This window comes from Kitasatospora aureofaciens (assembly GCF_001188955.3).
GTDB lineage: Bacteria > Actinomycetota > Actinomycetes > Streptomycetales > Streptomycetaceae > Kitasatospora > Kitasatospora aureofaciens.
On the sequence record NZ_JPRF03000062.1, the window covers coordinates 18,905 to 31,821 of the forward strand.

General features: G+C 72.3%; 8 protein-coding genes. 6 read left to right on the forward strand and 2 right to left on the reverse strand.

The window, feature by feature from the left end; genetic code table 11:
* Positions 1-197 precede the first annotated feature (197 nt).
* From HS99_RS32830 to HS99_RS32845, 4 genes are all read left to right on the forward strand, one after another.
* A complete protein-coding gene (locus tag HS99_RS32830) occupies positions 198-1,190 on the forward strand; it encodes a malate dehydrogenase (RefSeq protein ID WP_030280929.1) in 993 nt (330 codons plus the stop codon).
* A gap of 133 nt (positions 1,191-1,323) precedes the next feature.
* Positions 1,324-2,649 carry a hemolysin family protein gene (locus HS99_RS32835; RefSeq protein ID WP_030280931.1) on the forward strand — a complete coding sequence of 442 codons (1,326 nt, stop codon included), beginning with the start codon at positions 1,324-1,326 and terminating at the stop codon, positions 2,647-2,649.
* Between the two features lie 30 nt (positions 2,650-2,679).
* On the forward strand, positions 2,680-3,720 hold the full coding sequence (gene trpS, locus HS99_RS32840) for a tryptophan--tRNA ligase (RefSeq protein ID WP_030280932.1): 1,041 nt from the start codon (positions 2,680-2,682) through the stop codon (positions 3,718-3,720).
* A gap of 65 nt (positions 3,721-3,785) precedes the next feature.
* The gene (locus HS99_RS32845) at positions 3,786-4,280 is read left to right on the forward strand and encodes a 2'-5' RNA ligase family protein (protein WP_223886048.1); all 495 of its coding nucleotides are present in this window, start codon (positions 3,786-3,788) and stop codon (positions 4,278-4,280) included.
* 27 nt (positions 4,281-4,307) lie between these two features.
* Here HS99_RS32845 and HS99_RS32850 read toward each other — a convergent pair whose 3' ends face one another.
* Together HS99_RS32850 and HS99_RS32855 are read right to left on the reverse strand one after the other, a co-directional pair.
* Positions 4,308-6,818 carry a CDP-glycerol glycerophosphotransferase family protein gene (locus HS99_RS32850; RefSeq protein WP_050366740.1) on the reverse strand — a complete coding sequence of 837 codons (2,511 nt, stop codon included), beginning with the start codon at positions 6,816-6,818 and terminating at the stop codon, positions 4,308-4,310.
* Between the two features lie 278 nt (positions 6,819-7,096).
* Positions 7,097-10,669, reverse strand: coding sequence for a bifunctional glycosyltransferase/CDP-glycerol:glycerophosphate glycerophosphotransferase (locus HS99_RS32855; protein WP_030280937.1), 3,573 nt, complete (start codon positions 10,667-10,669; stop codon positions 7,097-7,099).
* Positions 10,670-10,803: 134 nt separating this feature from the next.
* Here HS99_RS32855 and HS99_RS32860 point away from each other — a divergent pair, with 134 nt between their 5' ends.
* Together HS99_RS32860 and HS99_RS32865 are read left to right on the forward strand one after the other, a co-directional pair.
* Positions 10,804-11,802 (forward strand): glycosyltransferase family 2 protein, encoded by a 999-nt coding sequence (locus HS99_RS32860; RefSeq protein WP_030280938.1) that lies wholly within the window; start codon positions 10,804-10,806, stop codon positions 11,800-11,802.
* Between the two features lie 69 nt (positions 11,803-11,871).
* The gene (locus HS99_RS32865; RefSeq protein ID WP_063737974.1) at positions 11,872-12,810 is read left to right on the forward strand and encodes a YihY/virulence factor BrkB family protein; all 939 of its coding nucleotides are present in this window, start codon (positions 11,872-11,874) and stop codon (positions 12,808-12,810) included.
* Positions 12,811-12,917: the final 107 nt, after the last annotated feature.

Sequence of the window (12,917 nt, forward strand, 5' to 3'; positions counted from 1 at the left end):
GCCGGCCGTCCCGCCGCGGCCCCGCCCGGAACCCGGGCGGGGCCGCGGTGCGTCTGTGACGCATCAGCCACGCCCGCACACGCGGCGTAGGCTTCCCTTTGCGATAACCTGACGCCGGTCTCTCGATGTCGAGAGATCATCCTGGCTCCAGTGCCGGTGTGCCTGGGGCACCTGGCGATTTGCTGGAGAAGGTAGAAATGACCCGCACCCCCGTCAACGTCACCATCACCGGAGCCGCCGGCCAGATCGGCTACGCGCTGCTCTTCCGCATCGCCTCGGGCCACCTGCTCGGTGCCGACGTGCCGGTGAACCTGCGCCTCCTGGAGATCCCGCAGGGCCTCAAGGCCGCCGAGGGCACCGCCATGGAGCTCGTCGACTGCGCCTTCCCGCTGCTGCGGGACATCACCATCACCGACAACCCGAACGAGGCCTTCGACGGCGCCAACGTCGCGCTGCTGGTCGGCGCCCGTCCGCGCACCGCCGGCATGGAGCGCGGCGACCTGCTGCAGGCCAACGGCGGCATCTTCGGCCCGCAGGGCAAGGCCATCAACGACCACGCCGCGGACGACATCAAGGTCCTGGTCGTCGGCAACCCGGCCAACACCAACGCCCTGATCGCCCAGCGCAACGCCCCGGACGTCCCGGCCGAGCGCTTCACCGCGATGACCCGTCTGGACCACAACCGCGCGGTCGGCCAGCTGTCCGCCAAGACCGGCGCCCTGGTCTCCGACATCAAGCGCGTCACCATCTGGGGCAACCACTCCGCGACCCAGTACCCGGACATCTTCCAGGCCGAGGTCGCCGGCAAGCCGGCCTTCGAGGCCGTCGGCAACGACCAGGCCTGGCTGGAGAACGACTTCATCCCGACCGTCGCCAAGCGCGGCGCCGCCATCATCGAGGCCCGTGGCGCCTCCTCGGCCGCCTCGGCCGCCAACGCCGCCATCGACCACGTGTACACCTGGGTCAACGGCACCGCCGAGGGCGACTGGACCTCCATGGGTGTCGTCTCCGACGGCTCCTACGGCGTCCCGGCCGGCCTGATCTCCTCCTTCCCGGTCACCACCAAGGACGGCAAGTTCGAGATCGTCCAGGGCCTGGAGATCTCCGACTTCTCCCGCGCCCGCATCGACGCCTCGGTCAAGGAGCTGACCGAGGAGCGCGACGCGGTCCAGGAGCTGGGCCTCATCTGAGCCCCGCCCCCGCGGCCTTCCCGACGGCCCGCCCCTCCCTCCCGGGAGGCGGCGGGCCGTCGCCGTTCCCGGCCCGCGTCCGGCCACGTCGCTTCCGGCCCCCGTCCACGCCCGCCGCCTACACTGGCCCGCTGTGAACGAAACCCTCGGGGACGCCGCGCTCGTCCTCGTCTTCATCCTGCTGGGCGGGCTGTTCAACGTCGCCGAGATCTCGCTGATCTCGCTGCGGGAGGGCCAGATCCGGGCGCTGGAGGCGCGCGGCACCCGGCGCTCGGCCCGGGCCGCGCACCTGGCCGCCGACCCCAACCGCTTCCTGGCCGCCGTCCAGGTCGGGGTGACCTGCATGGGCTTCCTGTCCGCCGCCTTCGGCGCCGACACCCTGGCCGGCAAGGTCGCCCCTCTGTTCGTCGACGCCGGGCTGTCCCGGGGGATGGCGGACGCGGTCGCCCTGGTCGGGCTCACCCTGGTGATCAGTTACGTCTCGCTGGTGCTGGGCGAGCTCACCCCCAAGCGGATCGGTCTGCAGCGTGCCGAGTCCATCGCGGTGGGCGCCGCCCCCGTGGTGGACGTGATGTCGGCGGCACTGCGCCCGGTGATCTGGCTGCTCGGCCACTCCACCAACCTGATGGTCCGGCTGTTCGGCGGCGACCCGGCGGCCGGGCGCGGCTCGATGAGCTCCGAGGAGCTGCGCGGCCTGGTCGCCTCCAACACCGAACTGGGCAGCGACGAACGGGCGTTGATCGCGGACGTGTTCGCCGCCGGGGAGCGCCAGCTGCGCGAGGTGATGGTGCCGCGCACCGAGGTGACCTTCCTGGACGCCGAACGCCCGCTGGCCGCGGTGCGGCACCAGTCCGAGACCTCGCCGCACTCGCGCTACCCGGTGGTCGAGGGCAGCGCCGACGCCGTGGTCGGCTTCGTCCACGTCCGGGACCTGTACGGCGCCCGCGGCGAGCAGGCCGTCAAGGTCCGCGACCTGGCCCGCCCGGTCAAGCTGCTGCCCGGCACCAAGCGGGTGCTGGAGGCGATGGGCGAGATGCGCCGGGAGGGTCACCACCTGGCCATCGTGGTGGACGAGTACGGCGGCACCGCCGGCATCGTCACCCTGGAGGACCTGGTCGAGGAGGTGATCGGCGAGATCCGCGACGAGTACGACCGGCCGGAGGCCGCCCCCACCCGCCGGCTGGCCGGCGGCGGCATGGAGCTGGACGGCCTGCTGAACCTCGGCGACTTCGAGGAGGAGACCGGCGTCGCCCTGCCCGAGGGCCCGTACGAGACGGTGGCCGGCTGCCTGGTCGCCTCGCTCGGCCGGCTGCCCCGGGACGGCGACCACGCCAGGGTCCCGGTCGAGGGCGGTGGCGCGGTGCTGCTGACGGTGGCCAAAGTGGAGGGCCGGCGGATCGCCCGGGTGAGGGTGAGTGCGGTCACACCGGAGGAGCCTGCTGGGGCGGAGGTTTCCTGAGCGAGCCGGGGAACTGGAACAATGGCGTGCATGGTCAACGCAGCGGTCACTGGTCCCGTCAAGGACCGTCCCCGGGTGCTCTCCGGGATCCAGCCCACCTCCGGCTCGTTCCACCTCGGCAACTACCTCGGCGCGGTGCGCCAGTGGGTCGACCTGCAGAAGGAGAACGACGCCTTCTACATGGTCGTCGACCTGCACGCGATCACCGTGCCGCAGGACCCGGCGACGCTGCGCCAGAACACCCGGATCTCCGCCGCCCAGCTGCTCGGCGCCGGCCTGGACCCGGAGCACTGCACCCTGTTCGTCCAGTCGCACGTGCCCGAGCACGCGCAGCTGGCCTGGGTGATGAACTGCCTCACCGGCTTCGGTGAGGCCTCCCGGATGACCCAGTTCAAGGACAAGTCCTCCCGGTACGGCGCCGACAGCACCACCGTCGGCCTGTTCACCTACCCGATCCTGCAGATCGCGGACATCCTGCTCTACCAGGCGGACGCCGTCCCGGTCGGCGAGGACCAGCGCCAGCACGTGGAGATCACCCGCGACATCGCGGAGCGCTTCAACTCCCGCTACGCCCCGGTGTTCACGATCCCCAAGCCGTACATCCTCAAGGAGACGGCGAAGATCATGGACCTCCAGGACCCGGGCATCAAGATGAGCAAGTCGGCGTCCTCGCCCAAGGGCCTGGTCAGCCTGTTGGACGAGGCGAAGGTCAGCGCCAAGAAGTTCAAGAGCGCCGTCACCGACACCGGCACCGTCGTCTCCTACGACGAGGAGCAGAAGCCGGGCGTCTCCAACCTGCTGCGGATCCACTCCGCGCTCAGCGGCCAGTCGGTCGAGCAGCTGGTCGCGCACTTCGAGGGCAAGATGTACGGCGCCCTGAAGACCGAGCTGGCCGAGCTGTTCGCCGAGTGGGTGACGCCCTTCCAGCAGCGCACCGGCGCCTTCCTGGACGATCCGGCCGAGCTGGACCGGGTGCTGGCGATCGGCGCCGAGAAGGCCCGCGCGGTGGCCTCCGAGACGCTGGCCACGGTGTACGACCGGATCGGCTTCCTCCCGGCCGCCAAGCGGTGACTCCCCTCACACCCCTGCCCGGTGGTGACGGCGGCCCGCCTTTCCCGGAGGTCGTCACCATCGGCGTGTCCGTCAGCGTTCCGGACCCGTACGGCGCGCGGATCCAGGACGCCCGGGCCGGCCACGGCGATCCGCAGGCGCGCTCGATACCGACGCACGTCACCCTGCTGCCGCCGACCGAGCTGCCCGCCGAGGCGCTGCCGAAGGTCGAGGAGCACCTGGCGGCGGTGGCGGCCGCGCACCGGCCGTTCCGGATGCTGCTGCGCGGCGCCGGCACCTTCCGGCCGGTGTCCCCGGTGGTGTTCGTCCGGGTCGAGCAGGGTGCGCAGGAGTGCCGGCTGCTGGAGGCGGACGTCCGCTCCGGCCCGCTGGCCCGCGAGCTGGCCTTTCCGTACCACCCGCACGTCACGGTCGCCCACGGCCTGCCGGACGACGTGCTGGACCAGGCGTACGAGCAGGCGCGCGGGTTCCGGGCGTCTTTCCCGGTGCCGGGCTTCTCGCTCTCCCGGTTCGACGCGGACGAGGTCTGGCGGCCCTGGCGGGAGTACCACTTCTCCTGAACCGGCCGGCTCCCGCCGCCGGGTGGACTACCCTGCGGCGCGGCCGAGTTCGAGCATCCGGCCGACCACCCGGCCCGCCGCGCCGCCGTCGTCCAGGGCGCAGTGCTCGGCTCGGAAGCGCCGGTAGCGCTCCGCGTAGCCGGGCGGCAACTCCGCTCCGCTGTCGGCGAGTTCGCGCAGCGCACCGAGCAGTTCGGCGGAGTCCGGCACCAGCGGGCCGGGGGCGTTCGGCTCGAAGTCGAAGTAGAAGCCGCGCAGGGTGTCGCGGTAGTGCTCCAGGTCGTAGGTGAAGAAGTAGACCGGGCGGCCGGTGATCGCGAAGTCGAACATGATCGACGAGTAGTCGGTCACCAGCACGTCCGCGATCAGCAGCAGTTCCTGCGGGTCGGGGAAGTCGCCGCAGTCGTACAGGAAGCCGTCGGCGGCGCCCGGCAGCGGGTCGCGCACGTGCGAGTGCGGGCGGACCAGCAGCACGTGGTCCTCGCCGAGCAGCCGGCGGGCGTGGTCGACGTCCAGCCGAAGGTCCAGCCGGAAGCCCTCGCCGTCGCCGCGCCGCTGGTCCTCGCGCCAGGTCGGCGCGTACAGCACGACCCGCTTGCCCTCGGGGATGCCGAGCCGTCTGCGGACCGTCGCGGCGACCCGCGGGTCGGGCTGGGCCAGGACGTCGCCGCGCGGGTAGCCGGACTCCAGGACCTCGCCGTCGTAGCGGAAGGCGCGTCGCAGGATCGGGGTGGCGAACGGGCTGGGGGAGAGCAGCAGGCTCCACTGCGGGGTCTCCCGGTCGAGCGCCTCCAGGTAGCCGTGGTCGGCCAGCCAGGAGTTGTCGACGTCGTGGGCGATCCGCTTCAGCAGCGAGCCGTGCCAGGTCTGCACCACGACCTGGCCCTCGCGGCGCTCCAGGAAGTCCGGGAAGTGGGTGTTGCCGACCAGGTAACGGCAGGTGGCCAGGGCGCGGTACCACTCCGGGCTCCAGATCCGCACCGGGACGACCCCGGGCGGCAGCTCGGCCTGGCCGTCGTCGACCACCCACAGGTGCTCCAGCGGCTCGCCGCGGCGGGCGAGTTCGGCGTGCACCGCGCGCGGGGAGTCGGCGTAGCCGCGGCCGCCGAACACGTCGTACAGCACCGCCTGGCGCAGCGGTTCGCGGCGGAAGGCCGGGTAGTGCTCGGTGCGCAGCCGGTGTTGGGTCCAGGCGCTGCGCTCGGTGGCGTCGAGCACCGGGGTGGAGTCCACCAGCAGGGTGTCGTGCCAGCGGCGCTGCAGCAGGACGTGCTTGCCGCCGGTGGTCGCGGTGGCGGGCAGCGCGGGCAGGACGGCGGCGGCGGCGATCAGCGGCCGGGCCGGGCCGGAGCGGTCGGCCGGCTCCAGGGCGGCCTCCCAGATGCCCTTGCGCAGCGGCAGCACGGCGCCGTCCGAGCCGGTGCGGGTGGCGGGCACCCGCACCCGGAAGCGGCCGTCCGGTCCGGGCTCGACCGGGGTGCGGACCTCGCCCGAAGTGCCGCTGTGCCGCAGGACCAGCTCCAGCCGGTCGGCGGCCGGGTCCGGGCAGTGGCCGGAGAGTTCGAACCCGGCGAAGTGCACCGCGATCCGGTCGACCACTCCGGTGGCCGGCTGGACGCAGACCTGGAGCCGGCCGTCGGCGAGGTGCTTGAGGTAGAGCACCCGGTCCGGGGCGTCCTGCAGCGGGTGCTGGCCGGCCACCGGGCCGCCGCGCTCGTCCAGGCAGAGCTGCTCGGTGCCGCCGTCGGGGCGCAGCAGTTCGGCGTCCCAGTGCTCCAGCGGGCCGCGGCCGCGCCCGTCGGCGGTGAACGGCCGGTACGGCAGGTGGACGGTGAAGGTGTTGCCGGTGCGGGTGAGCGGCTGCTCGATCACCGCGTCGCTCTGCCGGTGGCGCAGCCGCAGCACGGTGCCGGTCGGGCAGTGGTCGGCGGTGCCGGTCAGCCGGATGCCGTCGGCGGCGGGCTCGGCGCCGTCGAGCCGGACGTCGGGGCGCTCCAGCCGCAGCCGTAGCCGGTCGTCCTCGAAGTACGGCTGGAGGCGCACGTCGCGGTCCACCCAGCGGGCCGGCGGGTACTCGCCGGAACCGCACCAGTGGGGGGCGAGGGCGCCGTACTGGCGGCGCAGCCGGGTGGGGCGGGGGCGGGTGAAGAGCGTGGTCTCGATCTGCCAGTCGCCGAGCAGCCAGCGGCCGTCACGGCGCAGCCGGGAGGGTTCCACCAGGGCGGTGAAGCCGGACCAGTCGTGGTTGTGGTCGGGCTGGGCGCTGTCGTCGGTGACCTCGGGCAGCTTGCGGGGCCTGGAGCGCAGGTGCAGGGGCGGCTCGGTGCCGTCCTGGTGGCGCAGGGTCAGCCAGGTCCAGGCCGAGCCGGGGCGTCCGGTGTCCAGGTCCAGCGGGCGGGCGAAGCCGGTGAGCTCGAGCCCGCGGCCGTGCCAGCGGGCCCGCAGCAGTCCGAACACCACGTCCTCGTCGACGGCGGATCGGCCGGCGCTCGCCCGGGGGGCGGCGTGCGGCAGAACGAACCGGGTGAGCGCAGGCATGGTGCGGGGGGCCCTTCGGGGGAGGGGATCCCGGCATGGCGGTGGCCGGGAGAAGCCGCCGTGCCGGAACGGACCGGACGGGGCCGAATCGATATCCCATACCGGGAAGGCACCCCGGGTCAACTGTCCAGTTCGGAGAATTTCCTTTGAAATTTGTTTGGTAAACGTGAGTTCGAGTGCAAAATACACGTAAAGGGCAGTCAGTTCTCAGGAAATTCCCAGGTGGCGCCGAGGCGCCCGGCGCGGATCGCGCCGGGCGCCTCGGTCGGGGCCCGTGACTACTCCTTGCGGAGCATCGCGTCGACCACTCGGACGGAGGCCTTGCCGTCGTCCAGGTCGCAGTACGCCTCGCGGAACGCGGCCGCCTTGTCCGCGTACTCTGCCGCGACCTCGTCCACCCGGGCGAGCGCGTCGACGAGAGCCTCGGAGGTGGGCAGCAGCGGGCCGGGTGCCTCGGCCTCGAAGTCCAGGCTGAAGCCGCGCAGGTTGTCGCGGTAGTGCTCCAGGTCGTGGGTGAAGAAGAACATCGGCCTGCCGGTGTTGGCGAAGTCGAAGATGCTCGACGAGTAGTCGGTGACCAGCACGTCGGCGATCAGCAGCAGCTCCGCCATGTCGGGGTAGCTGCCGACGTCCCAGATGTAGCCGTTGCCGGCGCCCGGGATCTGACCGCACATCATGTTGTGCCGGCGCACCAGCAGCACCTGGTCGTCACCGAGCGCGGCCTTGGCCGCCTCCAGGTCGATCCGCAGGTCGATCTGGTAGCCGCCGTTCGGCCGGCGACGGTCCTCGCGCCAGGTCGGTGCGTACAGCACGACCTTCTTGCCCTCGGGCAGGCCGAGCCGTTCGCGAACCTGTTCGGCCGTCTTCTCCCGGTCGGCCGCGAACAGGAGGTCGTTCCGGGGCGAACCGCTCTCCAGTATCTCGCCCTGGTAATCGAAGGCGCGCCGCAGGACGGGGGCGGACCAGCTGTTGCCGGCCACCATCAGGCTCCAGTTCGGGACCTCGCGGGACAGGCCCTTGAGGTAGTTCGAGTCGGTGAACCAGACCTTCTCGAAGTCGAAGCCGACCTGCTTCAGCGGGCTGCCCTGCCAGGTCTGGAGGACCACCTGGCCGGTCCGGCGGACGAAGAAGTCGGGTAGGTGGGTGCTGGTGACGATGTACTTGGCGGTCGCCAGCGCCTCGAACCACTCCGGGCTCCAGAGCCGGATCGTCCGCGCCGTGCGCGGCAGGTCGGCCTGCATGTCGTCGCTGCCCCACAGGTGCTCCAGCGGCAGGCCGCGGCGGACCAGCTCCTCGTGGATCGCCTTCGGAGAGCCGGCGTACACGCTGCCGTGCCCGGCGTTGTACAGCACCGTGTCGCGCACCGGCAGCCGGCGGGCGGCCGGGTAGTCGACGGTGCGCAGCTGGCGCTGGCGGAAGCCGGACCGCTCCTCGGGCAGCAGCGCCGAGTGCGACTCCAGCGACAGGCCGTCGTGGTAGCGGCGCTCCAGCACGATCCGCTTGCCGCGGGACTGCACCTCCACCGGCAGCGCGCCGAAGCAGGACGGGGAGATCTGCACGTAGCTGTCCGGCAGGGCCGCGGCGTGCTCACCGACCGGACGGAAGAAGACCCGCCAGGTACCGGCGGCGAGCGGGACCTGACCGGCGAAGGTGGCGGTCGGCACGGCGGGCAGCGCGGTACGGAACCGGCCGTCCGCGATCTCCACCGGGTAGACGTGCTCCTCCTCACGCCAGTGGTGCCGGACCACCAGCTCCCAGCGGTGCGAGCCGGCCAGCGGGAACGAGCCGCTCAGCAGGAAGCCGTCGGCGCCGCGCGACGACACCTCGTCGACCACCGGCTGCAGCAGCTGGTCGGAGAACTGGAGGTGGCCCGTCGCGGAGGGCTTGGTGTAGATCACCCGGCGCTGATCGGCGGGAGCCTGCGGGTTCAGCGGCATGTGCAGCTGCTCGGGCGCGTTGCGGTCGTCCCAGACCAGCGGCATGACGGTGCCGTCGGCCAGCAGCAGCGCGCTGTTCCAGCGGTCGCGGACGCGCTCGCCGGCCACCGGGTCCAGCTCGGCCCAGGCCTCGCGGACGGCGGTCAGCTCTGCCACCTCGACCGACGAGGTGAACGGCTGCAGCGCGCCGACCGGCGTGCCCAGCTCCACCGGGAAGGTCAGCTCGCGGTCCGACTCGACGTGGGTGAGCCGCAGCCGGGCCCCGGCGAAGCTCGCGCCGGAGCGCGCCGCGCCGGAGACCTCCACCCGGTCGCCGTGCGCGGCCAGGCCGGTCACCCGGGCCTTGACGGTCTCCACCTGCAGGTAGACGAAGTTGTCCCGGACCCAGGGCACGATCCGCACGTCCGGCTCGACCCAGTGCGGCGGGATCGATTCGGCGGTGTCGTGCCAGCCCGCCGAGATCCGGCCCTTGTAGATCCCGCCCTTGCCCGCGCCGGCCACCAGGACGCGCCAGTGGCCGTCCTTCCAGCGGCCGCGGTGCTTGAGCTTCTTCGGGTCGAGGGAGACGGTGAAGCCGGACCAGTCGCAGCTGTACAGGTCGTGGTTGCAGCTCGCGGTCGCCTCGGCGCTGTACTGGGTCTTCATCGGCACCGCGATCACCCGGCGGCCCTTGGCCTCGCGCAGCACCAGGGTGCGGACCATGTCGTGCTTGTTCGCCGCGCCCAGCTGCTCCGGGTAGGCGTGCCCGGTCAGCCGCAGCTTCCCGCCCACCCAGGCGCTGTCGTACAGCCGGCTGCGCATGACCAGCGAGTTGTCCAGCTTGAGCACGTTGGACGGCACGCTCCTGCGCCCACCGCGCAGGAACGGGTAGTCCGCGTACGGCCGCAGCAGACCGCGGGCCTGCACGCCGCCGCCGCTCTCGCCCTCGTACTTGATCTGCTCGACCAGCTCGTCCACCCGGTTCTGCAGGGTCAGGTGGTACTTCAGCCGCAGCGGCGCCCGCAGCTTGCGGACCTGCTCCTGGCCGATCGACCGGAGCAGCCGGCTGACGTGCTGGACGTAGGCGTCCCGGTAGTCCCGGTCGCCGTCCACGACGGACCAGAAGAACATCGGGATCTCCTCGACGAGGGTGTTCTCGTCGTAGGAGCGCAGGTACTCGGCGAAGCGCGGCTCGGTCTGCTTCTTCAGCCAGGCGCGGACCAGCTCCACCGAGGCGACCCGGTCGATCAGGCCCTTCGGGTTGGTGCGCATCTGGGTGATCGACATCTCGCCGACCTCGCGCTCGCGCCAGTGGTAGATCGGCTCGGAGAGCACGTCCACGCTCTTGGCGAGGTAGTGGTGCGGCACGCTGACCGGCGCGTCCTCGTACAGGATGCCCTCGGGGTACAGCAGGCCGGCGGCGTCGAAGAAGGAGCGGCGGTACACCTTGTTCCACGCGGTGCGGTCGGTGACCAGCGCCGGGATCTCGGTGATGTGGGTCTTGAGCCGGGTCTCCTTGAACGGCTTCGAGTGCCCGCCGGACTGGTAGTAGCCCACGGCGCGGAACCGCAGCACGTTGCCGGTGCAGAAGTCCGAGCCGGTCTCGTCCAGCGTGTTGATCATCAGCTCGTACGCGCTGGGCGGCATCGAGTCGTCGCTGTCCACGAAGCACAGGAACTCGGCGTCCGGGTCGATGTGCCGGATACCGGTGTTGCGGGCCGCGCCGAGGCCCTTGTTCACCTGCCGGACCAGCCGGAACCGCGAGTCCTTCGCCGCGTACGCCTCGGCGAGCGCCGCGCTGTCGTCCTTCGAACCGTCGTCGACCATGACGCACTCGAAGTCCGTGAACGTCTGGGCGGCGATCGAGTCGAGGCATTCGACGAGGTAGCGCTCGACGTTGTAGATCGGAACGACGATGGAGAGGCGGGGAGCCATCGGCTACGCAGGCCTTTCTCGGGAGGAGCGTGGCAGCCCGCGAGGGGTCTGGCCGCACTTGGATCGGTGCGTACGTGCGCCCCGATCCTACCTTCCGGGGCCCGGCCCTCCCCGGGCCCACTACGCTGGCCCCCGTGCCCCGCTTCAGCGTCATCGTCCCCGTGTACCAGGTCCAGGACTATCTCACCGAATGCCTCGAATCGGTCCTCGGCCAGGCCGGACCCGACCTCGAACTGATCGCGGTGGACGACTGCTCACCCGACGGCTGCGGTGCGGTGCTGGACGCGGCCGCCGCCGCCGACCCCCGGGTCCGGGTGCTCCACCTGCCGGAGAACGTCGGCCTCGGCCGGGCCCGCAACGCCGGCCTGGAGGTCGCCACCGGCGACTACGTCGTCTTCCTCGACAGTGACGACACCCTCACCCCCGACCTGCTGAAGGCCGTCGACGAGCGGCTCGCCGCCACCGGCGACCCGGACGTCCTGGTCTACGACTACGCCCGGACCTACGCCGACGGGCGGATCACCCGGGCCGCCGCCGGCCACGTCTTCGGCGCCGCCTCCCCGGACGTCTTCGACCTCGCCGCCCGCCCCGACCTGCTCGACCTGCTCCAGGTCGTCTGGAACAAGGCCTACCGCCGCGGTTTCATCACCGAGCAGCAGCTGGAGTTCCCGGCCGGCTACTACGAGGACACCCCCTGGACGTACCCGGCGCTGCTCGCCGCCGACAGCATCACCCTCCTCGACCGGGTCGGCGTGCACTACCGCCAGCGCCAGGAGGGCGGCAACATCCTGGCCACCGCCAGCCGCAAGCACTTCGACGTGTTCGCCCAGTACGACCTGGTGTTCGCCTTCCTCGACCGCCGCCCCGACCTCGACGCCTGGCGCCCGGTCGTCTTCGGGAAGATGCTGCACCACCTCAACACCGTGGTCGCCAAGCCCGGCCGGGTCCCGCCCGGCGACCGCCGCGAGTACTTCCGCCGCGCCGCCGCGCACTGCGCCCGGCTGCGTCCGGCCGGCTACCGCCCGCCCGCCGGCGTGGACGGCGTGCGCACCGAACTGCTCGGCCAGGGCCGCTACACCGCGTACCAGGCCGTCCGCGCCCTCGCGAAGGCCCGCCGACTGGTCAACCGGTAGGGCGGCGACCCGGGTGTCCGGCCCCGCGCCTGACGGCCGTTCGGGGGACGGGCCGGTATAACCGGTCGGGTGGACTTCCTGACCCGCCTTCCGGTCCTGGGCCCGCTCGTGGCCCGGGTGCAGCGCAGCCGCCCGTACCGGGTGTACGAGTACTTCACCGCCGCCCGCGGAAACCGGCTGGCCGGAGCCGTCACCTTCTTCGGCTTCCTCGCCCTGTTCCCGCTGCTCACGGTGGGCCTGGCGGTCGCGGTCGCGACGCTGAACGGCAGCCAGGTGGACGACCTGCAGCACCGCATCTCCGACCAGCTGCCCGGCCTGTCGGACGCGCTCAACCTGCCCTCCCTGGTGGCCAACGCGGGCGCCCTCGGAGTGGTCAGCGGGGCCCTGCTGCTGATCTCCGGCCTCGGCTGGGTGGACACCATGCGCACCTCGATCCGGGACCTCTGGCAGCTGCCCGAGGAGAAGGGCAACGCGGTGCTGCGCAAGGCCTGGGACGTCGTGGTGCTGGCCGGCCTCGGCCTGGTGTCCCTGTTCTCGCTGGCCGCCTCCGCCGCCGGCAGCACGCTCGCCGGGCGGATCGCCGACGCGATCGGCCTCGGCAGCGGCTACCTGCTGACCGGGGTCGGTGTGCTGATCGCCATAGCGTGCGACATGCTGCTCTTCGCCTACCTGCTGGCGCCCTTCCCCGGCATCACCGGACAGCGCCGCCGGGACCTCGTGCACGGCGCCCTGATCGGCGCGGTCGGCTTCGAACTGCTGAAACTGCTGCTCGCCTCCTACCTCGGCTCGGTCGCCGGACGCAGCCTGTACGGCGCGTTCGCCACGCCGGTGGCGCTGCTGCTGTGGATCAACTTCGTCAGCCGACTGCTGATGTACTGCGTGGCCTGGACGGCGACCGCCGATCCGGACGCCGCCCGCGAGCGGACCAGGGCACACGGCCGGGCGCTGCTCGCCGCAGCCGACCGGTCGGAGGCCGCGGCGGGGACGCCGGCCGGGCCGCAGGAGTAGCCCGCCCGCTCGCCTCCGGGCCGGGGGTCAGCACTCGAAGCGGCCCCAGCGGCGGCGGCTCGCCCTACGGCGCCGGACGAGCAGCACGGCGCCCGCCGCGACCACGG